Annotated in this window: 26 protein-coding genes; 18 read left to right on the forward strand and 8 right to left on the reverse strand. The window is 71.1% G+C overall.

Features of this window, described 5'->3' with window-relative positions:
- Positions 1 to 4: 4 nt before the first annotated feature.
- Complete coding sequence (locus A5728_RS06290) at positions 5 to 865, forward strand: hypothetical protein (protein ID WP_064846224.1); 861 nt, start codon at positions 5 to 7, stop codon at positions 863 to 865.
- Positions 866 to 935: 70 nt separating this feature from the next.
- Here A5728_RS06290 and A5728_RS06295 read toward each other — a convergent pair whose 3' ends face one another.
- The 8 genes from A5728_RS06295 to A5728_RS06330 form a co-directional block, all read right to left on the reverse strand.
- Positions 936 to 1610, reverse strand: a complete 675-nt coding sequence (locus tag A5728_RS06295) for a DUF4913 domain-containing protein (protein WP_082943286.1) — start codon at positions 1608 to 1610, stop codon at positions 936 to 938.
- Entirely contained in the window at positions 1607 to 3406 is a 1800-nt protein-coding gene (locus A5728_RS06300; protein WP_064846225.1) for a type IV secretory system conjugative DNA transfer family protein, read from the reverse strand. The genes A5728_RS06295 and A5728_RS06300 overlap by 4 nt, the downstream gene beginning before the upstream one ends.
- Positions 3403 to 4878 carry an ATP/GTP-binding protein gene (locus A5728_RS06305; protein ID WP_197493111.1) on the reverse strand — a complete coding sequence of 492 codons (1476 nt, stop codon included), beginning with the start codon at positions 4876 to 4878 and terminating at the stop codon, positions 3403 to 3405. The genes A5728_RS06300 and A5728_RS06305 overlap by 4 nt, the downstream gene beginning before the upstream one ends.
- 77 nt (positions 4879 to 4955) lie before the next feature.
- Positions 4956 to 6464 (reverse strand): SCO6880 family protein, encoded by a 1509-nt coding sequence (locus A5728_RS06310; protein WP_197493112.1) that lies wholly within the window; start codon positions 6462 to 6464, stop codon positions 4956 to 4958.
- A complete protein-coding gene (locus A5728_RS06315; RefSeq protein WP_082943287.1) occupies positions 6451 to 8166 on the reverse strand; it encodes a hypothetical protein in 1716 nt (571 codons plus the stop codon). Before A5728_RS06315 ends, A5728_RS06310 begins: the two co-directional genes overlap by 14 nt.
- Positions 8167 to 8170: 4 nt before the next feature.
- Positions 8171 to 8920 carry a hypothetical protein gene (locus A5728_RS06320; protein ID WP_064846227.1) on the reverse strand — a complete coding sequence of 250 codons (750 nt, stop codon included), beginning with the start codon at positions 8918 to 8920 and terminating at the stop codon, positions 8171 to 8173.
- A gap of 14 nt (positions 8921 to 8934) precedes the next feature.
- Complete coding sequence (locus tag A5728_RS06325; protein WP_064846228.1) at positions 8935 to 9249, reverse strand: hypothetical protein; 315 nt, start codon at positions 9247 to 9249, stop codon at positions 8935 to 8937.
- Positions 9246 to 9761, reverse strand: a complete 516-nt coding sequence (locus A5728_RS06330) for a DUF6668 family protein (protein WP_197493115.1) — start codon at positions 9759 to 9761, stop codon at positions 9246 to 9248. Before A5728_RS06330 ends, A5728_RS06325 begins: the two co-directional genes overlap by 4 nt.
- Before the next feature lie 262 nt (positions 9762 to 10023).
- On the opposite strand from A5728_RS06330, the gene A5728_RS06335 reads away from it, so the two are divergent.
- From A5728_RS06335 to A5728_RS06415, 17 genes are all read left to right on the forward strand, one after another.
- Entirely contained in the window at positions 10024 to 10299 is a 276-nt protein-coding gene (locus tag A5728_RS06335) for a helix-turn-helix domain-containing protein (protein ID WP_231885543.1), read from the forward strand.
- Between the two features lie 121 nt (positions 10300 to 10420).
- Positions 10421 to 10843 carry a hypothetical protein gene (locus A5728_RS06340; protein WP_064846230.1) on the forward strand — a complete coding sequence of 141 codons (423 nt, stop codon included), beginning with the start codon at positions 10421 to 10423 and terminating at the stop codon, positions 10841 to 10843.
- Between the two features lie 1073 nt (positions 10844 to 11916).
- The gene (locus A5728_RS15105; RefSeq protein WP_255359883.1) at positions 11917 to 12285 is read left to right on the forward strand and encodes a M23 family metallopeptidase; all 369 of its coding nucleotides are present in this window, start codon (positions 11917 to 11919) and stop codon (positions 12283 to 12285) included.
- 12 nt (positions 12286 to 12297) lie between these two features.
- A complete protein-coding gene (locus tag A5728_RS06350) occupies positions 12298 to 13725 on the forward strand; it encodes an AAA family ATPase (RefSeq protein WP_064846232.1) in 1428 nt (475 codons plus the stop codon).
- The gene (locus A5728_RS06355) at positions 13722 to 14549 is read left to right on the forward strand and encodes an FHA domain-containing protein (protein ID WP_064846233.1); all 828 of its coding nucleotides are present in this window, start codon (positions 13722 to 13724) and stop codon (positions 14547 to 14549) included. Before A5728_RS06350 ends, A5728_RS06355 begins: the two co-directional genes overlap by 4 nt.
- 54 nt (positions 14550 to 14603) lie before the next feature.
- On the forward strand, positions 14604 to 14858 hold the full coding sequence (locus A5728_RS06360) for a hypothetical protein (protein ID WP_064846234.1): 255 nt from the start codon (positions 14604 to 14606) through the stop codon (positions 14856 to 14858).
- Positions 14859 to 15053: 195 nt separating this feature from the next.
- Positions 15054 to 16985: a hypothetical protein gene (locus A5728_RS06365; RefSeq protein ID WP_231885544.1), complete on the forward strand. Its 1932-nt coding sequence runs from the start codon at positions 15054 to 15056 to the stop codon at positions 16983 to 16985.
- Positions 16986 to 17421: 436 nt separating this feature from the next.
- The gene (locus A5728_RS06370) at positions 17422 to 17736 is read left to right on the forward strand and encodes a hypothetical protein (RefSeq protein WP_064846236.1); all 315 of its coding nucleotides are present in this window, start codon (positions 17422 to 17424) and stop codon (positions 17734 to 17736) included.
- A gap of 43 nt (positions 17737 to 17779) precedes the next feature.
- Complete coding sequence (locus A5728_RS06375) at positions 17780 to 18667, forward strand: ArdC-like ssDNA-binding domain-containing protein (RefSeq protein ID WP_064846238.1); 888 nt, start codon at positions 17780 to 17782, stop codon at positions 18665 to 18667.
- A gap of 452 nt (positions 18668 to 19119) precedes the next feature.
- On the forward strand, positions 19120 to 19374 hold the full coding sequence (locus A5728_RS06380) for a glutaredoxin family protein (protein ID WP_156523399.1): 255 nt from the start codon (positions 19120 to 19122) through the stop codon (positions 19372 to 19374).
- Positions 19375 to 19430: 56 nt separating this feature from the next.
- Positions 19431 to 19703, forward strand: coding sequence for a hypothetical protein (locus A5728_RS06385; RefSeq protein ID WP_064846240.1), 273 nt, complete (start codon positions 19431 to 19433; stop codon positions 19701 to 19703).
- 63 nt (positions 19704 to 19766) lie between these two features.
- Entirely contained in the window at positions 19767 to 20150 is a 384-nt protein-coding gene (locus A5728_RS06390; RefSeq protein WP_064846242.1) for a single-stranded DNA-binding protein, read from the forward strand.
- Positions 20151 to 20230: 80 nt separating this feature from the next.
- A complete protein-coding gene (locus A5728_RS06395; protein WP_064846243.1) occupies positions 20231 to 21028 on the forward strand; it encodes a ParA family protein in 798 nt (265 codons plus the stop codon).
- A complete protein-coding gene (locus tag A5728_RS06400) occupies positions 21025 to 21453 on the forward strand; it encodes a hypothetical protein (RefSeq protein WP_064846245.1) in 429 nt (142 codons plus the stop codon). Before A5728_RS06395 ends, A5728_RS06400 begins: the two co-directional genes overlap by 4 nt.
- A 4-nt stretch (positions 21454 to 21457) precedes the next feature.
- The gene (locus tag A5728_RS06405) at positions 21458 to 21901 is read left to right on the forward strand and encodes a DUF192 domain-containing protein (RefSeq protein ID WP_064846247.1); all 444 of its coding nucleotides are present in this window, start codon (positions 21458 to 21460) and stop codon (positions 21899 to 21901) included.
- Positions 21898 to 22836 (forward strand): hypothetical protein, encoded by a 939-nt coding sequence (locus A5728_RS06410; RefSeq protein ID WP_064846249.1) that lies wholly within the window; start codon positions 21898 to 21900, stop codon positions 22834 to 22836. Before A5728_RS06405 ends, A5728_RS06410 begins: the two co-directional genes overlap by 4 nt.
- On the forward strand, positions 22833 to 23081 hold the full coding sequence (locus tag A5728_RS06415) for a hypothetical protein (RefSeq protein WP_064846251.1): 249 nt from the start codon (positions 22833 to 22835) through the stop codon (positions 23079 to 23081). Before A5728_RS06410 ends, A5728_RS06415 begins: the two co-directional genes overlap by 4 nt.
- Positions 23082 to 23113 lie beyond the last annotated feature (32 nt).

Raw genomic sequence — 23113 nt, forward strand, 5'->3', positions numbered from 1 at the left:
GGTCATGGCCGAGGAAACCGACGGCATCGAGGAGGCATTCGAGGGCCAGCTACGAGTGCTGGTCACCGCTGCCGGGCAAGTGGGCGAACGACTCGCACGCGCCCGCGAGGAAGCACTGCGCAACGCACAGGCGCGCAGCGAGCAGGAGCACCGCGAGCTGCAATCGCGGATCGAGGCCGAGCGCCGAGCGGCCCGCGTCGAGATGGCCAACGTGCACCGCTCGGACTGGTGGGACCGCGCTACCCCCGAGCAGATCGGGCGCACCTACCAACTCGCACGCGCATGGTCGCAGGAGGACCCCGAGGCCGTGCGCACCGAGCAGCGCGTGCGTGACGAGGTGCGCGCGCGCTACGGCATCGACGTCAACGACGCCGGCGCCGACCCGGAGGCGGTGCGCCAGCGTATCCGCCTCGAACTGGATCGCGCCGAGCGCGATCGTGCCGGCGGTGACGCAGAACGAGGGCGCTCGGCGGCCGAGCACGCCGAGGCGCAACGCCTGCTCGCTCAGGCCAACCAGGAGGACCAGCGCGCCGACGAGGCCAGGGCCGCGGCCGAGCACGAGCCGGACCCCGAGGAGCGGGCACGAGCGGCCGCCGAGGCCGAGCAGCGCGCAGCGACGGCGGACCGGGCACGCGAGGACGGCCGCACCCTGTACGACAGCGCAGAACGCCGTGAGGGCACTGCCCGCGACCTCGAAGCCAAGGGCATCAACCGAGAGGTCGTGGCCACCAGGATGCGAGCCGACGTCAGCCAGGCCAAGCCGGCGACCGAGGCCGTGAAGGCCGGGGCCGCAGCTCGCGCACCGAAGGCCCGGAAAACTCGAGGACGCGCCGCGCAGGTTCAGCGCACCGGACTCGATCGGTGACCGCCGGCAGTCACACACAGCAGAGAGGGACCGCAACCCCACGGGGTGCGGTCCCTCTCTCGCGTGCAGCTCAGTGCGCGTCGTCGCCAGGCGGGTCCGCCGGCTCCTCGCGCACATCGGGGAACATGCCCTCCGGCGGCTCGACGTAGGGCAGCGGCTCGCCCCGCTTCGAGGTGTTCTCCTCGCCCTCCGTCGCCGTGGCGAACGGGCCGTCCGGGTCCATCAGCACCGCCATGTGGTGGTCGGCGTGATCGCGCCACCACACGCTCATCCCGGTGGCCGCGTCCTGGCGCAGGTGCTCCCACGATCGCCACAGGGCTTCGAGGCGAATCACCGCCTCGTCGTGCTCCCACCAGCGGCCAGCCCAGCACCGATGCCGGCCGTCGATACGCCGGCGGTAGACGTTGCGCAGATACTCGCGCACGAACTCGTCGACGCTGCCGTAGTACAGCTCCGGGGCCGGCTCGGCGTCCTGTGGCCCCTCGACCTGCTCCGCGATCGCCGCGGCCGCCGCTTCGTCGGCGCGCCGCCGGATCGCCTCGCGCACCTCCGGGGTCATCAGCTCCTTGACGGCCGCCTGGGCCGCCTTCGAGACCTCTCCGCCGACCGCGGACTGAACCGCGACGTCGACGAGCTGCCCGGCCAGCGATCGCACGTCGACACCGAACGTCGGCGCGTCGGGCTCGTCGACGTCGACCGGCTGCGCCTCGATGCCTTCCAGCTCGTCGTCTCCCCAATCGCTCACGAGGGTGCCCCTTCCGGCGACAGGGCCGCCTCGACGGCCGCAAGCTCCGTCTGAGCCTCGCGGATCGTGCGCTCGGCCTTCGGGTCGTGCGCGGCGATCGAGGCCGTCACGGCCTCAGCGTGCGGGCCGGTCATCCACGGCACCGTGCGGATGAGCGTCGGCCGAGAACCCGACGAGAGGACGACGGCGCGGCCCTTCGGCATCGCCGCGAGGTCCGCGACGTCGAGGATGCGTTCACGGTGGAGCTGCTGGGAGACCGTGCGGTGGCCACGGCCGTAAGAGGTCGAGGAGGACAGCCGATCGTAGTCACCGATGACCTTCGACAGGTGCTCCAAGAAGGCGTCCTCGTCGACGCCGCCACCGTAGACCTTGACGTTCGACGCGGACCAGAGCTTGCGCATCCCGGACTCGCCCCACACCTCGACGCCCTGGGACCAGGACTGCAAGATCGTCATGAGCACGATGCCGCGGCTGCCGTAGTGGCTGTAGAGGTCGGGAAGCGCGCGCCACCGGCACACGTTCGCCGCCTCGTCGAGGACCCCGAGCAGCGGGGTCCTCAGCCGTCCGCCGGCAGAGCGGGAGGCCAGCTCCTCCGCGGCCTCGACGACGGCGACGGTCAGCGCCGTCACGAGCGGGCCGGCAGTGCCGCGCCCCTCCTTGGACAGCGAGTACAGCGTGCCGCCGTCGGCGCGCACGAAGTCGTCGGGGCTGAACTGCTTACGAGGGTCGGCGGCGCCCTGGGGCGTCACCCAGCGCGCCACCTGTCGATTCGTCAGGCACGACGCCATCTGCATGGCCGTGCCGAAGATGCCCCCGCGCTGCTTCTCCGGCGCCGACACGACGCCGGCGACCTGATCGGCCGTGAGCGCGAAGTCGTGCTCACGCAGAATGTCGACGGCGGTCTCGTCGGTCGGGCGCGTCAGCCACGTGTAGACGTCGGTGATCGGCCGGTGATCGAGCGCCGCGGCGAGCAGGAGCCCGGCCAGGAGGTCCTGGCCGGCCGGGTCGAAGTACGCATCGGTCTTGGCGCCCGGATCACGGCTGCCCGACGCGAAGTGCTCAGCCAGCTTCGCCGCGCGCACCTCGTCGGTGACGTAGGAGAGCGGGTTCCACCACCAGGTGGGCTCTTCCAGCGCGATCGACTGCGGGTCGAACACCCACACCGGGCCGGCCTCGCTGCGGACGTCTCTGGTCGCGTCCACGACGTCGCGCTTGTTCGACGTCACCAACACCGAGCCCGGCGCATCGAGGATGGCCGGCACGGCGCGAGAGGTGGTCTTGCCGGTGCGCGGACCCCAGATGTCGATGTGCATGTCCTCCCATGAGCCGTAGAGCTGCTGGCCAGCGGCGACCGTGCGGCCGATCGGCACGCCCGGCGCCCCGGTGACGCCGAGTCGTTCCGCCTTCGCGGTCACGCTCTTGCGGCTCAGGTCCTCGACGTCGCGACCGCGACCCATGTAGGAGGCGGCGCGGTCGACGCGGGAGCGGCGCCGGCGCATCCGGCGCAGCGTGAGGCCGATCAGCACGCCGAGCGCCAGGAGCAGCCCTCCCATGACGCCGAGCACCCACCAGCCAGCGGCACCGGGCCACGCGAGGTCGCCACCGAGCAGGCCGAACAGGACCGTGAACGGATCGGCGGGCACCTCAGTGCCCGTCCCGGCGAAGCGGTGCCCGAGGTGCATCGCGGCGTAGACCGAGCCGACGACGACCACCACGAGCAGGACGCCGATCCAGACCAACACCGCCTCAGCGGAGAGGCCGCCGGGATCGCGGCGGCGGTTGTTCGGGGTGCTCATGTGCTCGCTCCTTCCACGGCGCGCAGCGCGCGCCGGCCCACGCGAGACTGCTCGTGCCACAGCTTGTTGGTGTCGTTGATCGACAGCTCCGTGGCGGTGAGCTGCACGTTGACGGGGATGCCGGGGCGGCCGCCGACCTTGACGAGGAACTTGCCCCGTCCCGGCGGCTCGGCCTCGCGGCCGGTCGAGGGGTCCCACGCCGGCGGGTCCTGCCAGCCGATCAGCAGCTCTTGCTCGGCCTGGGAGAAGGGCACCGCGGCGCTCAACTGAGGCATCTCGGCCGAGGGCAGTCCGCCGCAGATGACCATGCCGGACCGCTCGACGAAGCCGCGGGCCTTCATGCGGTCCTCCTCGCTGGCCAGCGCGAGCAGGTCGCTCATCGTGTGCGAGATCATCGCCATGCCGACGCCTCGCTGCCGGTTCAGGCGCGTCAGCGCGTCGACGCGATCGACCATGCCGCGCCCGGCGCGCAGCGCCCTCCACAGCTCGTCGAGGATCACGAAGTAGTGCCGGCGCGGTTCCAGGCCCGCGTCCGCGAGGGCGTTCGCGACGTTCACCGTGCCGAAGCCCGCCGACCAGCACGCGAGCAGAGTCGCTGCCTGTAGGTCCATCTCGGAGTCGTCGATCGCGCTCACGTCGTAGACCACCGGAGCGTCACGGCGCATCGGGTTGGTGGTCTGGCGGGCGAAGGTTTCTCCGAGCCGGCCACCGCCCACCAGGCCGATGAGGGAGGCTTCCAGGTCCTCCGTGATCGCCTTGTAGCGAGCGTCGTCGCCGCGATCGAGCGCGACGGCACGCACCTCCGGCGGACCGTCCTGGATCACGCGCAGCAGATCGCCCAGGACGGGCACGCCGTGGTGGTGCTCGTCGAGGTGCTTCAACGCGCGGTCGATGATCGTCTCCTCACGATCGGTCGGCGGCGCCGACCGGAGGATCGTCAGCAGCGCCGACACCATCGTGTGCCGGCGCCCGTGAGCGTCCGCGAGGACCTGGGAGGCCTCCTTCTCGAAGCCGGCCTCGCGCAGCCGCGTCGCGGCTTCCGTCGCCTCGCCGGGGTCGAGGATGTTCAGGTAGCCCCGGCCCCGGCCGAGCGTGATGACCTGGCCGCCCAGCGCCTCGATGAGGTCGACGTAATCGGGCTTCAGATCGCCCAGCACCAGCGGCATTACGCCGTAGCCGGCGAGCCCTGTGGCCATGCGGCGCACGATCGTCGACTTGCCCAGGCCCGGCTTGCCGAGCACGAACGCCGACGGGTTCGAGATGAGCTTCGCGCGCTGGAACCAGGAGATGGGATCGCAGCAGAGCGTCGCCCCGGTGTGAATGTGACGGCCGAGGGGCACGCCGACCATCGGAGTGCCCGTGCCGATCGCGAACGGCCACATGCCGCACACCTGCACGGTCGTGCCGCGCCACTCATCGGCCTGCTGCACGTAGCTCGACGTGCCGCGGCCGCGGCCGAGCCACCCCCGCATCGGTGGCCGCTGCGGGCGCAGCTCGCGCGGCTGCTCGACCTTTGCGCTCCCACGCTTCTGACGCGATCGCTTCCCGCTCACAGCTTCTCCCTCAGCTCGGCCGGGACCTTGATGTGCTTGGGCAGCACCAGGCCGAGCGGCAGCGCCGCCGCGAACGCCGAGTCCTGCGACCCGTACACGGGACGCAGGCGCAGTCGGGCTGTCGCTGCCAGGTTGTCGATCGCCGCGCGAGCGTCGGCCTGCTTGGACAGGTCCATCACCGTGGCGGTCACGAGCATCCCGAACTGCACTAGGCCCGCCCCGGACGCCTCCTCCTGCGCCGTGGCCGACGCGGCGCGCACGGCCAGGCTGTCGCGGGCGGCTGGCTTGCTCGTCGAGGTGACCCGGAACTCAGCGGCCCGCAGGTCCGCCTCGACGATCGCGGCCGCCTTGGCGGCGTCGATCGGCCGATACAGCAGCGTCACGCGCTTACGGGCGATATCGCGGTGCGGAGCCAGGAGCCGCGCCAGCACGCCGCTCTGCACGTTGCCGCGCGGCGCCTGCGTCATCGACCAGGTGCACGAGGACCCCGAGTCGTGGCGGTAACGGTCCCAAGACGCCTGAGCTGCGGACGGGCCGACGTCGGTCCAGAACACCTCCGGTGTCTCACCCGCGGCGTGCGCCTCGTCGATGAGCACCGCGGCGGCCGGGTCGTAGGCAACCCGCACCACCTCGCACAGCTCCTGAGCCGACAACGGGTGCGCGGCGCCGGCACCGGTGGCTTGCAGGCCAGCGGTCAGGCCGGGCAGCCGGGCCGCGAGCTCGCGGCCCATTTCGTCGGGCTTGCGCTTCTTGCCGCCCGACCGCTGCGCGGCGGAGAACGTGATCGCCACGAACGCCTTCACGGTCGACGAGCCGGCCGGGTACGAGCCCACGACGTCGGCCAGCATCGCCTTCGAGAACGGCGGCGCGTCCTCGTCGACGTTGTGCTCGACCTCACGGCGCAGCCGCGTGCCCGAGTCCGGCGCGGTCTCGATCGTCACCGAGGCGGCCTCGACGCCCGGCTCGTCGCCCAGGTTCGCGAGCCAGTGGCCCCAATCGGCCACCCACACGTCGATCTGCTCCTGGTCGACCAGCGCCGCCCCATCGGGCTCCGTGCCGACCACAACGCTGTAGGAGCCCGTCGCGGGCGTGTACAGCAGCGCGAACGGGCGGCCGTAGGAGTCCTGCCATTCACTGAGGCGGGTCGGAGCTGCGAGGCCAGGGAGCTGATACGTGCCCCACAGCGCGCGGCCCAGCGGTCCCGAGCGATAGACATTCGACCCACGCGAGCGTGCGGACCACCACGCGATCCGCGCGCCGCCGCGGCTGATGACGTTCTTGCCGTGCGAGTCCTTGGTCAGGACCGCCAGCATCACCGCGCCGAGCACGGCCGCGACGATGACGGCTTCGAGCAGACCGGCGATCATCACCGTCATCACGACGGCGATCAGCCCGGCCAGGAGCAGTGCCGTGCCGATGGAGCCCAGGCCGAGGATGCCCGGTGACGTCGGCCGCCGCCAGTTGCCGTAGGTCCGAGGACCCCTGTTCGTCTCAACGGCTGCCATCAGGACCGCCCCCTTCACCTGTCGATTGCTCACCGAGACTTTGGGCCGCTCCCGCGGCCGCCTGCCCGGCCTTCTTGCCTGCTTCGAGTGCCGCCCCGGCTGCGATACCAACCGGACCAGCCGCCGCTCCTGCTGCGGCTGCGCCACCGCCGGCGGCCGCGCCGCCCGCTGCGGCGCCACCACCCGCTCCGGCTCCTGCGGCGGCCGCTCCACCGCCGCCTCCGCCGGCCGAGGCCGCGGCGGCGCCCGTGCTCGGTGTGGCACCACCGCTCGCGCTACCAGCTCCGGTGCCCCCGCCGGCCTCCCCGGCCTGCTGCGCACCGGAGGACTGCGCCTGCTGCGGTGCGTTACCGCCGCCGGTCTCACCGCCGCCCGAGGGACCGGGCGAGCCCTGAGAACCGCCCTCGCCGTCCGAGCCGGACGGGGCGGACGGCGCCGCCGAGTTGGAGGACCCCGAGCCGCTGCCGGACGCGAGGCGTCCGACCGCGGCCGCGCCGCTCGGCAGAGCCGCCAGCGCACCGACAGCCAGGGCACCGCCGGCGCCACCCGCCATCGCACCGACCATCGGCGTGACGAACCGCATCAACGCCGGCATCGCGAACAACGCGATGACCATCAGCATCAGGCCCGTGAGGACCGCGAGAAGGCCGGTCCCGTCGTCGGAGAACACGTCGGTCCCGACGAGCTGGAACGCGGCCGCGTACACGATCGCCGCTGCGGGCTTGTAGAGGATGAAGGCCACCAGCCACGCGATGCACTTCTTGAACCAGCTCTTGCCCATCTCGGTGTTGGTGAACGAGGCCGACAGCGGCAGGATGCCGGCGAGGATCACGAGCATTCCCCCACGCGCGACCATGAGCACGATCTGGAACGCGGCCGCGAGGATCGCGATCAGGCCCAGGATGATGATGAGCAGAGCACCGAGGCCGCCCGTGGCTGGGTTGGTGGTGAGCGCCAGCAACGTCAGCATGTTCTCGCCGAAGCACGCCGAGTCGGACGTCACGTCACAGCTCAGCGAGCCGTTGATGATCCACACCGAGAACGAGTCGGCAGCCGCGACGAGCAGACCGACGATCGTCACGCCAGCGCCCGCGACGACCACGAGCGTGAGCAGGCTCTTGACGGTCTCGCGACCCGGCTCAGCTCGCTGCTCCCAGGCCATCCGTGCGCCGCCGATGATGACGGATACGACCGCGGCTGCACCCATGTACCACCAGAGGCCGGACTGCAAGAAGAGCACGGCTCCGCCGGCATTGCGCGGGCCGGACGGCATCAGACCCGCCACGATCGCGCCGGCACCCGCGATGAGCACGACGGCCGAGAGCACCAGGCCCACGCGACCGACGGCAGCGATGCCCTCGCCCGCCCTCATGCGCGTAGCGATGAGGGCGCCGAGGATGAACAGCGCCAGCACTGCGATCGCCAGGCTGATCCACATCACGTAGCCCATCACCGACGTCACGTTGGCCGAGTCGGGCGCGGACGAGCCGGCGTCGATCGCGGAACTGCCGCCCGAGCCCGTGAGGTTCGGCGTGCCGATGTGCACCCACACCGTGCCCAGCGAGGCGATCGCCTTGCCGAACGCCTCCATGACGGCGTTCGCCATGTTCTCGATGGCGTTGCCGACGACCGCCTCAACGCCTTCGTTGACGTGGCAGAAGGGGTTGAAGAACGACCAGCCGGTGCACCCTTCGTCGTTCATGACCTCACGCTCCCCAGGAGATGTATCCGGCCAGATCGGGGATGTTCGCGACGTTGATCGGGGCGTTGGGATCGGTCACGGTGAGCTTCCAATCACCGCCCTCCCACACGAGGAGGTAGACCATCGAGAGGTTGACGGTCTGCCCACCTGTCGCGCCGCGCACGGCCACGTCGACGCGGGCCGTCTGCCCGTCATAGGCAAGGAGGCGGAAACCTGCCACCTCGACGCGGACGCCCTGGCCGCCGCCGGCGCCGGCGCCCTGAGACAGGACCGCATCGCGGTGCGGGCCGTCGGCTACGAAGTAGTCGAGCCACGCCCCCACCAGCTCGGAATCGCTCCCCTGGACGACCGCGTTGGCGGCTGCGAACACCGCTCCTTCGGGAGAGTGCTGGAAGCAGTACCGCACGCCGTCGCCGTTGGTCTCTCCCGGCCCGAACTCTGCCGAGGTCGGGTAGGCCGTGGTGTCCTGAAACTCCCACTCAGCGGCCGGCGCTGTCGTGAGCGTGCCTTCCAGGACTTCGCCCGGAAGGCCGCACACACTGGCGCCGCCCGCGGTCTCCGGTGGCTCGGAGGTCGGGGCGGCGCTGGTGGGCTCGGCCGACGTCGAGGGGGTCGGCGCGGGGTCGGGATCGTCTCGCGTCATGTTCACGATGGCGATGACGAGCCCGAGCACGACGATCAGCGCGATGACCACCGTGGCGGCCACGAAACCGGGTCGGGTGAACGGACTTTGCTGTTCGTTGTCCTCAGCCATGTTGGCCCTCCTGATTACGTGGTGAGGAAGCCGACGAGGGCGGCGGCAGCGGAGATGATGATGACGCCACCGAGCGCCATGCCGATCTTGCCGACGTGCTCGCCGCCCTCGCCGCGGCGCGACTGGATCGCCATGAGAGCGCCGGCGGCGAACAGGCCGAGGATGCAGACCGCCAGGGCTACCCACTTGGCCCAGCCCATGATCGAGTTGAAGCCCTCCGTGCCGGGCGGCTGGATCGGGTCGGGGTCAGGCACCTGGGCGATGACCTGCTGCGGGACGGTGGCGAGGAAGTCGCCCACCGATCCGGCGATGGTGAGGAGCGTGCTCATGGAGATTCCTTTCGGTTGACGGTGCCGGCGGCACCTGGTTCGAGGATTACGTGCAGCTCGTCGACGAGACGGCGAACGGCACGCGGTGAGTCGGCAAGCGTGGGAGTTTCGCCCAGCCGCCAAGAGTCGATCCACGGCACCGTCCAGGTGCGCGGGAGCCCGCCGCTGACGAGCTGCGCGAACTCGCGGAGCGGGCGAGGAAGGCGGCCAGGAGCATCGGAGACGATCACCAGGCCCAGAACCTCGACGTGCGGCACGATGCCCGAGGCCCACTGTGTCGCGGCGCTCTGCGCCGCCCGGAGGCCGCGCATGTTCGACCTCGCCGTCAGGACGACACGCGCGGGTCCCGCGCCGGGCTGCCGAGGCCATCCGTGCTCGGCGCCGCGCCACTCGGGCACGAGGGCCGCGAGACTCGACTCGCCCGCTCCGCCGTGCACGCCGAGCCACCACAGATCAGCGCGCTGCGCCTGGTCATACGTCGCGAGCTGGTCGGCGCGATCCGGGACCGGCACACCCCGCTGCGGAGCAACCGGCCCCGTCGGTTGCCGAGCCGCGCTCTCTGTCACGACCGGTGCGGCGTGCTCCGGCTCCGTCGGCCGTGAGAGCCACGGGTTGCTGCCATCTGACACGACGCGATCCCTTCCCGATAATGGTTGTACGAGTGTCCCTCTATCACATCATGGCACCGGTAGCGGAAGGAAGCAACATCATGCGGGATTTTACGGATCGTAGTCGATCCTGTCGGATCATGGCGGAATCGTCTATCATGGGGGCATGCGACCAGCGGCGTGGATGCGCGCAGTGAACGAGGCCCGGAGCACCGAAGCCCTCGATGCACTGTTCGCTGACCGCCCGGAGACGCTGAGCGTCGAGGAGGTGGCCGAGGTGCTGAACATCAGTCGGCAGAACACGTACGCCTGGCTGCGTGACGGGGTGATCCCCGGCTACAAGCTCGGCTCGACGTGGCGGGTCATCCGCGACGAGCTGAAAGAGACCATGCGCCAGGGAGCGAACGTCCCCTCGCGTCGAGGACACGAGGGGAAGGGCTGAGATGCGACGTGCGGCGATCGGGGGCGTCGCCCTGGCGGCCGCCCTCGTCCTGGTCGGTTGCACCGGTCAGGACGAGGGGCCTACCCCAACACCGACCACCACGAGCAGCCCTAGTCCCACGATGCCCGACCTCGACCAGTTCACACCACCGCCGAGCGGGCTCGTCGACGAGGACACCGGCGAGACGATCGAACCCCAGCCCGTGCCTGAATGGGACGAGGCATCGCGGGTCGCCGTCGTCGACGCGGCCGAGGCAGCCATGACGGCCTTCGCCCGCCCGGACCTCGACTACGACACCTGGTGGGCCGGCGTCGAACCGCTCCTCACACCCAAGGCGGCCGAGGACTACGCCTACGTCGACCCCGCGAACATCCCGGTCCGCGAAGTCACCGGAGAGGGCTTCATCGTCAACGACGCCAGCGCGTACGTGGCCACCGTCGAGGTCCCGACCGACGCCGGGCGCTATCAGCTCGTGCTCAACCGCAAGCACGCTGACGCCCCGTGGCTGGTCAGCCGCATCACCCCCGTGGAGGAGGTCAACTAGTCATGCCCGATCGGAAGTCAGGCGTCCTCGTCGTCGCCGCGCTCGTGCCCGCCCTGGTCCTGGGCCTCGTGCTCAGCCTGATCCTGCTGGGCGGCGACGACAGCGACGACCTGTGCCTGCCCGGCTCGCAGCAGCCGGGCATCACGATCGACCCTGACTCCGTTCCTGACACGCCGATCGCCGGCTACGACCACGAGCAGCTCGTCAACGCCGCCTGGATCATGCAGGCCGCGAACGCGCTCGGCCTGTCCGCACGTGACCAGACGATCGGCGTCATGACCGCCATGGGCGAGTCCAGCCTGCGCGTCATCGACTACGGCGACGCGGTGGGACCTGACTCCCGCGGGCTGTTCCAGCAGCGCGACAACGGCGCCTGGGGCTCGTACGCCGACCGGATGGACCCGTTCATCAGCAGCACCAACTTCTTCAACGCGATGATCGCCAACGTCCCTGATCGGGACACGTTGGAGCCGACGATCGTCGCGCACAGGGTCCAGCGGAACGCCGACCCCTACCACTACACGCGCTACTGGCCCGCGGCCGTCCAGGTCGTCGAAGGGCTCAGCGGCGTCCAGGGCATCGCGACCGGCGAGCAGCCGGTCACGTCCTCGCAGTACTCGCTCGGAGACGTCCGGCCGCAAACCGCGATCGTCGCCAACACCGTCGGCCCCATGTTCGGCATCGTCACCGTCGGCGGTTACCGCGAGTCCGCCCGCGACCCCGGCGGGCACCCGAGCGGCCTCGCGCTCGACTTCATGACCAACGACATTGCCGACGGCCAGGCCACCGGCGACCGCCTGGCGCAGTACCTCATCGACAACGCCGACCAGCTCGGCGTCGACTACATCATCTGGTGGCAGCAAATCTGGTCCGCCGACCGCGCCGACGAGGGCTGGCGCGCGATGGAGGACCGCGGCTCCGACACCGAGAACCACTTCGATCACGTTCACCTGAACATCAAGCCCGACGCCGGCGGCGTGGTCACGCCTGGCTGCGAGTCGACGACGCCCGGCCAGGTCAGCGCCGAAGGTTGGGCACAGCCGGCAGCCGGGCCGATCACCTCTCGGTTCGGCATGCGCACCGATCCCGTGACCGGATCGTTCACCCGGCTCCACGCCGGCGTCGACTTCGGTGGTGGCGGCGACGGCGGCCCCATCTGGGCCGCGCAGGACGGCGTTGTGATCGACGTCTACACCGACTCCAACGGCGGCTGGACGATCGACGTCGACCACGGCGGCGGCGTCATGACCCGCTACAAGCACATGTGGGCCAGCGGCGTGCTCGTCAGCGCCGGCGATCGCGTCACGGCTGGCCAGCAGATCGGCCGAGTCGGCTCGTCCGGCTGGTCGACCGGCCCTCACCTCCACTTCGAGGTGCACGTCAACGGCTCCCCCGTAGACCCCGAACAGTTCATGTCCGAGGTCGGAATCACGCTCGGATAGGCAGGAGAAACCATGAGCACCACCACCGAAGCGGCCACCTGGCCGCGCGTCGAAGCCACGCTGCACGAGGACGGCACCGCAGAGGTGTCGATCGGCGGCAGCGTGCAGACCATCAACGCGCAGAACGTCGACGAGGCGCGGCCCCAGGTCGTCGCCCTCATCGCCCAGCGCGCCGCCCAGCTCGGCCGGCCGCTGCGCGCTCTCACCCGCGACCCCGAGGGTGAGTGGCCCATCATCATCCACGGTGACGGCACCGTGGCCGAGGACGCCGGCGCCGCCGCGCGGCCGCCGGCGCCCGCCGAGCCCCCAGCGATCGCACGGACGGAGCCGAGCCCTCCCCCGGCACCCGCGCACGAGCTGACCGTTGCTCCGATCGAGCCTCTGGCTCCGGAGCCCGTAAGCCAGCCCGTGGCCACGGAGCCCGCGGCGGAGACGAGCGGTCATAGCCGCGGATGGGTCCGCTCGGCCGCCGAGCAGGCCGAGGAGCTGTCACACCTCAGCACCCCGTACCCCACGCGCCGGGAGCGGCGTCAGTCGTTCCTCACCCAGGAGCAGGCCGAGGAGCCTGCCGCCCAGGGATGGCGCGGCATCCTGACTCGCGCCGGTCTCCGGCTTAGCCCGAGCCCGGCCGAGCGCGCCGAGCGGGCCGACATTGCGGCCGTCTCCCAGCACTGGCCCGGCCCTCGCACGATCGCGATCGTCAACTCCAAGGGCGGCGCCGGCAAGACGCCCAGCACGGTCCTGCTCGCCGCCGTGTTCGCGCGCTACGGCGGAGCCGGCGTCCTGACCTGGGACAACAACCAGACGCGCGGGACCCTGGGCTGGCGGACCGAGCAGGGGCCGCACGACGCGACCCTCCTCGAGTTGCTGCCCCAGGTCGAGCGGCTGCTGAGCCCGAGCGCCCAGGCCGCCGACCTGGCCCGGTTCGTTCACCACCAGACCCGCGACCGGTTCGACGTGCTGCGCAGCAAGCCGACCGCGCTGGCTCACGAGCAGCGCGTCGAGCCCGAGGACGTCGACGCCATCCACGCCGTCGCCAGCAAGTACTACCGCCTGGTGTTCATCGACAGCGGCAACGACGAGTCCGACCCCATGTGGCTGCGGATGATCGACCGCACCGACCAGCTCGTGGTGGCCACCACCACCCGCGACGACCACGCCGAGGCCGGCGCGCTCCTGCTCGAAGCGCTCTCGGACCGCGACGAGCGCTCGGCGCACCTGGCCGAGCAGGCCGTCGTCGTGGTCACGCAGGCCGACTCCAAGGCCCCGCCGGCCGACGTCGCCCGTGTGGCCGACGGCTACCGGGTGATCGCGCGTGAGGCCGTCACGGTGCCCTTCGACCCCGCGATGGTCGACGGCCTCCTGCGGTACGGCTCGCTGCGTCCAGGGACACAGCGCGCCTGGCTGGCCGCCGCCGCGGCGGTCGCCCGCGGCCTATGAACGCCACGCAGGCCTTCCGCAACGCCGAGCGCGTCGCGGACTGGCCGCGGATCAGCGCCACCGTACGAGCCGACGGCACGGGCAGCCTCACGATCAACGGCACCGAGCGCACCTGTGCGGCCAGCGGCGTCAACGAGCTGCGCACGGGCATGATCGCCCGGTGCGTGGCGATCGCCAACCGACTGCACCGACCCGTGCGCGTCACGGTGACCGAGGTCGCTCAGACGTGGACGCTCGCCGTCCGCCCCGAGGGGATCGTCCAGGCAGTCACCGACGCCGGGCTCATCCCGCCGGCAGACGGGCTCAGCGTCCACGAGGGCCGCTGCCGGCGCTGCCGGCGGCTACAGGCCGTCACGTCGACCACATGCCCTCAGTGCGGCATCGAGGAGCCGCACCGCGTCGAGGCAGACCCGATCGCCGCCGAGGCCATCGTGCCCGACGCCTCCGCCGTCGACGAGCTGGACCTGACCCGCGCCCGGCCGGCGCCGATGACGCCCCAGCCGCGCGCCACGCTGCGACTGACGTTCAGCTCGCAGGGCGCGGTCGACGTCGCAGAGAACGTCGCGGTCGGCCGAAACCCCGAGGCCGTCGGCGGCCGCCGGCCTATCCAGGTCCGCAGCCCACAGCGGATGCTCTCGCGCACCCATGTGCTCGTCGACGTCGACGAGCACGGGCGCATCCTCGTCACCGACCACGGCAGCGGCAACGGCACCGAGTCTCAGACCAACCCGCCGCGCCTGTTCGAGGCACACGTGCCCTACGTCCTCGCGCCCGGCACCACGCTCCGTCTTGGAGACGTCATCTGCCGCATCGACCTGGTATGAACTCCCCGCGTGTCGCTGTCCTAGACCTAGGACATTCCGCGTAGGGTAGGTGTCATGTCCAGCTCGATTCGGCGCAAGCGCGGCACCCCCACTGTTGGGGTGCAGGTTGACATTGCCCCGGACGTGAAGGCGCTGATCGACCGCTACATGCGAGCCGCGGACGTGCCGCAGTGGGCGATCATCGAGGCGGCGATCCGGGCCGGCAAGCCCGGCCCCGACGGGATTCCCGAAGGCTGGGACCTGCCGACGCAGCCGCGCCTCGACCTGGACCCGAGCGCAGGAGGTGAGCCCGTGCGGCGCGCCGGATAAAAGCGTGACCCCCGCCCTTGGCCGGGCGGGGGTCCGAAGCTTGCGCCCTTGATCTGACTCGTTTGGCGACGGGCGTCCAGATCGAGAGGCGATGTGTGGAACCGGCTGGCTAGGCCGGGACCTTGTTGTACCTACCAGGTGGCACCGGGAGGTGAGTTCATCATAGCAAGACCCGCAGACAGAGGCACCCCTAGCGTGCCCGGCGCGCCGTGGCGGCTCACCGCGGCGCTGAGCCCGCGCCCCGTCGTGCGCGTCGCGGGCGTGGACGCCTACGGGCACGCCCTGAACGCCTACAGCGGCCACCGCCGCGTCGATGGCGAGGAGCCCGGCCAGCCGTGGGCGGTCTACCTCGCCGGCGCCGATCGGCGGTTCCGCCTGCTGTGCTTCGACCTCGACGCCAAGACCGCCGGCCGCGCCGCGGCCGCGGCGCGTGACGCCGACGTGCTGTGCGGCCTCCTGCACGACGTCGGCCTCGACGCCGTGGTGTGTGAGTCCGGCCCCACGGGCGGCCGCCACGTCTGGACCGCCCTCGCGGAGAGCGTCGACGCGGAGACCGTGGCCACGCTCGCGCGCCTAGCGCGCCACGTGTGCCCCTCCCTCGACCTCTCCCCGCTCAGCAACGCTGTCACCGGCTGTGTGCGGCCACCAGGTGCCCCACACCGCGCCGGCGGCCGCTCCACCGTGCTCTCAGGCGCGCTGGACGCGCTCACGAACCCCACCGGCACCGCCGAGCAGGTGCGCAGGCTCGTCGAGGCCCTGGCGCAGCTCGTCGACGACGCCGAGCCCGCCCATGACCTCGACCCACACCGTCCGCTCCCCCTCGACGAGCACGCACGGCTCTACCTGCCCGGCCCGCGCCGTGAGCTGCCGGCCGTCTCGGCCGCCGCCCTGCGCGAGGACGCCGCCTCCGGCGACGCCTCAGCCGTGCTGTGGCGCGTCCTGATCGGCGCAGCCGCCGCACGGTGGCATCACGCCGACGTCGCCGCGCTCGTCGAGGACTCCCCCGGCCTAGAGCACGTGCGCACCTACCGCGACCGCGGCGACCGCCGGCCGCGCAGCCGCGTTGACGCGGCGCGCGTGCTGCGCAGGCAGTGGGACAAGGCCGTCAAGCATGTAGCCAGCGCGCCCCGCCAGATCGGGGACGATCCGACGTTCGACGCACGGGCCGACGCGATCGCCGCGCACGTGCGCGGCGTGCAGGCCCGCGCCGACGCCAGCGCCGGCCGCTGGACCACCGGAGGCGGCCCAGCCGACCGCCGGGTGCTCGACGTCCTGTGCATCCTCGCGCTACAGGCCCTCAGCGGCGCTGTGGAGGCCGATACCCGCCGTCTGGCACTCCTGGCAGGGGTCGGCCGTGAAACGGCCCGCACGGCCCTCCTACGCCTCTCAGCGGACGGATGGATCGCCCAGGCCCAGGAGGCTGCCGGCCCGCACGGCGCGCACTGGACGATCAGCCCCGACCCGGTTATCCACACTCCTGCCGATACAGGTCGGTCACAAGCGGACCCGCGCCCCGCAGGGGCCGGGGCCGCCGAACGCTCCGCCCTCCTCGCCACGCTCACCACGCGCGCGGGTGACGCCACGCACGACCTGTTTACGCTGGGACCGGGGCTCGGACACCACGCTGGGAACACCTACGCCCGGACCACCACCGAACCCCAGGACCTCGACGAACTGGCAGCTCTGACGGGAGACTCCCCCGAAAGCACCGCCCGGACCCTCGACCGGCTCGTATCGGCCGGCGTGCTCGTGCGATCGCGCCAGGGCTGGCGTCGACACCGCACCGACCACCGCACCGCGGCCGCGCGCCGTCTCGACGTCGACGGCCGCCTCGACGAGCGAGCCCGGCGCTACCGGATCGAGCGCGAGCTGTGGGCCTGGTGGCAGGCTGAGGAGGCGTGGATGCGAGCACCCCGGCGACCCGGCGCCAAGCACCGACCCGGCCGCGGGCAGCTCGCCCTGCTGCCCGATGCTGGCACCCACGCCTACGGCCCGCACCCACGTCGAGCCGACGGCCGTCTCGACTGGCACGAGGCCCGACGCATCGTCGAGCAGGAGCGCCAGGGCCAGGCGCACCGTCGCCGCGTCGACGAGCCCGACCCCTGGTCGGCCGAGCGCATCGCATAGCCCGCCACGGCGTCGAGCTGCACCACAAGGACTCCCCCGCCCCCAATGGGCACAGCCCGGCGATCGCCGGGGCCGGCCTGCACACAGTGGGGACGGCAGAGCCGGACGCAGATCGAGCCTGGCGCTCGACAGGGGCGAGAGCTGCGCCCTCGCGCTCCGCGAGCGGCCCTGCGGGCCGTGACCGACGGCCGCTGCGCGGCCGACAGCATCGCGCCTACGGCGCTCGTTTTCTCGCCGTGAAGCCTTCGGCAGCATACGGTCGGCCGACCTCCGCGCAAGAGCTTTCGCGGCATATCCTCCCTCGCTGCGCTCAGTCCGGTATTCCACGGTCTCTTGCACTCCGGCCGGCTCTCCCTAGCGGCACATTCGTGCCTTCACGGCAAGAAAACGTGGAGGGGGAAGCAACAGCCACCCGGACCCCGAGGAGCCCGTCACCATGAGCACCACGACCGCGCCAGCCGTCCTCATCTGCACCAGCAGCACCGACGGCGAGCCCGTGTGGTGGGTCGAGTGCTCGTGCGGATGGAGCCACCCCGAGCGCAGCACCCAGGAGGACACCGCCCGGATGCTCGACCAGTGGCGCCAGCACCACGGTCAGGACCACCCCGGCGCGGCCCTCGTCGAGCCGAGCCCGGCCACGCTGACGCCCTACCAGGTGTGCCCCTACTGCGACGCGACCGACGAGACGTGCCCCGCCGCCAAGACCGAGCGCGCGTGCTGCGAGTGCACGCACCCCGGCATCGAGCACTGACAACAACCCTAATAGTACTATTACCGTTACCGGAGGTAGAGAGATGGCCCGCAAGATCAAGACCACGAAGAGCCCCGAGGAGCGTCGCGCCGAGGCCGAGGGCCTGCACGCCACGATCGCGGAGCAGGTCGAGGAGCTGCGCAGCTCGGAAGCCTGGACCCGGTTCCTGACGTTCGCCCAGGCGTTCCACCGCTACAGCATCAACAACCTGTTGCTGATCCTCGCGCAGAAGCCCGAGGCGACCCACGTCGCCGGCTACCGCACGTGGCAGAAGCTCGGCCGCCAGGTGCGCAAGGGAGAGCGCGGAATCCGCATCTTCGGCGGCCGCGACGTGCGCGAGACCGTCGAGGACGAGCAGACCGGCGAGGAGAAGGAACAGCGACGGGTGAGGTTCTTCCCCGTGTCCGTGTTCGACATGGCCCAGACCGACCCCATCGACCCCGAGGCCGACGACCCGAGCACGCTCGCCCACCGCCTGCGCGGAGACGACCCGCTCGGCATCCTCGCCGCCGTCACGGACTACCTCACCGGCCAGGGCTGGACCGTCGAGCGCGAAGCGATCCCCGGCGAGACCAACGGCTACACCACCACCGACGGGACCCGGCGCGTCGTCGTCGACGCCGACCTCTCCCCCGCCCAAGCCGCCAAGACCGCCCTGCACGAGGCTGCCCACGTCATCCTGCACGCCGAGCAGGACCCGGCCGAGTACGTCGAGCACCGCGGCGTCAAGGAGACCGAGGCCGAATCGGTGGCGTACGTCGTCGCGGGCATCCTGGGCCTGGACACCAGCGCCTACAGCGTCGGCTACGTCGCCGGATGGAGCAACGGCGAGGCCGAGACCATCAAGGCCACCGCGGCGAACGTGCTGCGGGCCGCCCACGCACTGGCCGACGCGATCACCGAGCCCGCCGAGGAGAGCGACGCCGCCTAATACAATAGTACTATTACCGTTACCGCACGGTGACGGTAATAGTACTATTGGGGCTAATAGAGTTGGGAGGTGTCGACAGTGGCCCGAGCGAGTGTCTGGCGACGCCGTGGCGCCCCGGCGGGCGGCGGGGGGGGGTCCCACCCCTCGCGCACCCCGAGGCTCGCGCGCGACGGAGCGCCCGCGAGCACCAACGGACGACGGCCTACGGCCGCCGGCTGCACGAGCTGTTTTGTGTTCGTTCCTGGCGCTCCATCATGGCCGCCGCGCCCTGCGCGCAAGCGGCTGCGCCGCCGGCTCCGCCGAGAACTTCGGCACGCGGTCGCTGCGCTCCCTTATTTCGCGCCGAACTTCTCTCCCCCACCGCCCTGCGGGTTGCACTCCGGCCGCTCACGGCGGCCCATGCTCCGCTATCAGGAACGAACCCAAAAAATGAGCGATGGGAGGATGCCGAGATGCTGACCGTGACCGTCTACAGCACCGGGCCGAGCTGCATGCGCTGCACGCTGACCAAGAAGGCCCTGGCGAAGGAGGGAGTGCCGTTCGTCGAGGTCGACGTGCGGGAGAACGACGACGCGCGCGCCTACATCACCGAGGACCTGGGCTACAGCGAGGCCCCGGTGTGCATCGTCGAGGACGGCACCGGCGAGGACCACTGGTCCGGCTTCCGCCCCGACAACATCAAGCGCGTGGCAGGCGCCTCCGCTTGACCTACTGCAACGGTAATAGTACTATTAGGGGTAACAGGGTTAGAGAGGATGAGGGCATGAACACGAGGCTGACGCCGTACGACGACGGCACCCGGCTGGAGCCCCACGTGTGGGTCCGAGGCGACGTGGCCACCCCTGGCGGCCTACCGAGGCGCACGGAGGAGGGCGACTACGGCCGGGTGGACTTCGACGACGAGGAGGGCCGGACGGTCCTCACGCTGTACGTCGAGCGCACGACCGAGGGCTACACGCTGCACGTGGAGAACCTGAGCGACCCGCTGCGCATCGAGGTCGACCGCGACGAGGCAACGGAGGTGGTGCGCAAGTAGACCCTAGCAACCCTATTCCCCCCAACAGTACTATTAGAGTTACAACACCAACCAGGAGGAACCATGAGCTACATCACCCGCACCGGCAACCTGACCGAGACCCCCACGCTGCGGACCGGCGAGAACGGCCCCTACACCTACGCCCGAGTCGCCGTGAGCGACCGCATCCGCCAGGAGGACGGCTCCTACGACGACGGCCCGACGGTGTTCTACGACGTCGCCGTGGGCGGCAGCCAGGCGACCAACCTCGTCGAGGCGGCCGAGCGAAGCGGCAACATCCGCATCACGTTCTCCGGCCGGTACCGGGTCACGGAGTTCCGCGGCGAGCAGGGCACGCGCATCCAGCACGAGGTGCGCGCCGACGAGGTGAGCGTCAGCCTGCGCGGCCAGAGCGTCACCGTCGAGCGCACCGGTCGCAGCGACGAGCGCGAGACCGACACCTACTGACCGCGACCAGGGGTGGGGCGCCTGCGCGAGCGCGGCGCCGCACCCCTAACAGTACTATTAGCCCTATTGGAGGTATTACCGTGACAGCTCGAATCATCGCCCTCTGCAACCAGAAGGGCGGCGTCGGTAAGTCGACGACGACGTTCCACCTGGCCCGTTCCGCCGTGCTGCGGGGACAGCGCGTGCTCGTGGTCGACAACGACCCGCAAGGCAACCTCACGGCCGTGGCGGCCGCCGAGACCGTCGAGGAGGACCAGGCAGGACTTGCGGACGCTCTCAGCTCACGAGCACCCGAGACGATCCGCGACGTGATCGTGCGAGGCGTGTGGCCCGGCCTCGACGTGGTGCCCACGTCCGGCGTCACGCTCGGCTACGTGCGCGACGAGCTCGTGATCGCCGGAGCGGGCCGAGAGGGCCGCCTGCGCGAGGCACTGGCGACCGTCGCAGACGACTACGACCTGATCCTCATCGACTGCGCGCCGAGCCTGGACCAGCTCACGATCAACGGCCTGACGGCCGCGGGGTCGATCGTCGTCGTGACGCACTCGAAGCTGTTCAGCGCCAACGGCCTGGCGCAGCTCCTCGACACGATCGACAGCGTGAGGCAGCACTACAACCCCACGCTGACCGTGGCCGGCGTGATCGTGAACCAGCACGAGGATCAGACCGTCAGCGGCCGCACCTGGCTCGACGAGCTGCACACCGCGGCCGAGAACCGCGGCCTGACGGTCCTGAGCCCGCCGATCCCCAAGCGTGTCGTCATCAGCGACGCCCTTGAAGCGGCGAACGGCCTCGACGAGTGGGGGAGTGCCGAGGCGACCGCGCTCGGCGCCATCTACGCCGACCACCTGACCGCGATCGAAGGAGCTGCATCATGACCCGTCCCACACCGCGCAAGTCGAGCCTGGCCGGGTCGAGCCCCATCACCTCACCGCCAGCGGAGCCAGCGGCCGTCGACGCCACGGGCTGGACGAGGGAGCAGCACGAGGAGGCGGACCAGGCCGAGCAGATGCGCGAGATGCGCGCAGCCGAGGCCGAGGCCGAGCAGGCCGCCCAGCGGCCGCAGCCCAAGAGGAAGTACCCGGCCAAGGTGTCGTTCTACCAGGAGCGCGCCGACACCGACCGCATCCGCGGGGCGATCCTGCACACGATGGCCACCGAGGGCTCACGCTCGCTGTCGCAGTTCATCAACCAGGCCGTCATGGCCGAGGTCGAGCGACTAGAGCGCAAGTACAACGGCGGGCAGCCGTTCCCGGCCGTAGGAGCCCGCGAGCTGCCCCAGGGCCGCCCGATGGGGGAGTAGACCCATGAAAGCCCGAGCGATCGCCGCAGCGGCCCTCACGGCCGCCCTGGCGGCGTGCTCGACCACATCGCCCACCACCGCCACCGTGCAGGTCGGTGACGCGCTGACGTTCAGCGTCGAGGTGGCCGACACCGAACAGACCCAACGAGACGGCCTCAGCGGCCGCAGCTCGCTGTCGGAGGGCACCGGGATGCTGTTCCCGTTCGAGGAGCGCCAGGAGCACCAGGTGTGGATGGCCGGAATGGAGATCTCGATCGACGTCGCCTGGATCGTCGACGACCAGGTGCTCGCCACCGACACGCTCGACCCGTGCACCCTCACCGACCAGAGCCAATGCCCACGGTGGACCTCACCAGCGCCCGTCGACGCGCTGCTCGAAGTCCCAGCCGGTGCGCTCGACGGCATCGAGCCCGGCACCCACGTCACCATCCGAGAGGACCAACCATGACCACAACCCTGATCGAGACGGCCGTACCCGAGCCCGATCCGATCGCTGAGGCGATCGCCGCCCTGACCGCCGCCGCGCGCCGAGAGCGGACCATCGGCGCCGGCACACCGAACGAGCACACCGAGCCCGTCGACTTCGGAGAGATTGCCTGCCACGTCATCACCGCCGTGGCGGCGAACGTTGGAGGCGTCGAGGTCCTGCTGTCGGGCCGCCCCGGATCGTGGGAAGCCGACTACGTGCGACAAATCGTCCAGAGCACTGCCGGCGACGACGACACCGAGCTGCTGCGCTACCGCACCGAGCCGGTGCGCATCGAGGTCGACGTCGAGGACGTGTTCTACGACTTCGGCCTGACCGACCTGTACGAGCGCGACGTCGACGAGCTGGCCAGCCGCTCGGCGGCGGCCGACGATGCCCTGTTCGAGGCGTACGTGACGGCCGAGGAGCGAGCCCGGATCGAGGAGATTCGCGCTGCGACGACGAACGTGATCGGAACCGACGACGAGGCGCTGTTCGAGCGCTCGAAGCCGCTCATGGAGGAGGCGCAAGCGATCGTCGAGGCGATCGCTCAGCGCGCCGTGGCGGCCGACGATCCGCTGGCGGCCGCGCTGACGGCCGCCGAGACCGCCGAGGAGACGGCACGCGAGCTGTGGGAGCAGGACCAGGCCGCCTACCGCGAGGCGTACGCGGCCGCGATCCGCCAGGCCCTCACCGACCGCGGCCTCACGGTCGAGGTCGAGGTCGTCGAGCCCAGCGGCGGCGCCGAACTGGGCGAGTGGGACCCGCTCGTCGACGAGCTGCACGAGCACGCGCGCAAGAACGCTCCGCTGCCCATGACCGGGGCCGCTCCCGACTGGACCAACGGCACCCCCGCCGACGCGCTGCACCGCGCCGGCCTGACCTACGTTACGCGAGCCCAGGCAGTGGCGCGATGACCACCCTCGACCTGTACCACCGCACCAGCGAGGAAGCCGCTCGCGCGATCGTGGCCACCGGCCGCTTCCTCACCCGCGAGAACACGCCGGAGGCGTACGTCTCGACCCACATTGACGGCGAGGCCGCCGGCTACGGAGCAGCCGTCGTGCACGTGCGCGTCGACGAGGCCGACGCGCAGCTCGAAGACGAGTTCCCCAACGGTGAGCTGCACTACCGGCTCTGTTGCAAAAATCGTGAAGCTTGAGCATGCTTGGCGGAGATTGGACGGACGGAACG

This window comes from Kocuria sp. ICS0012 (genome assembly GCF_001665945.1).
Lineage (GTDB): Bacteria > Actinomycetota > Actinomycetes > Actinomycetales > Micrococcaceae > Kocuria > Kocuria marina.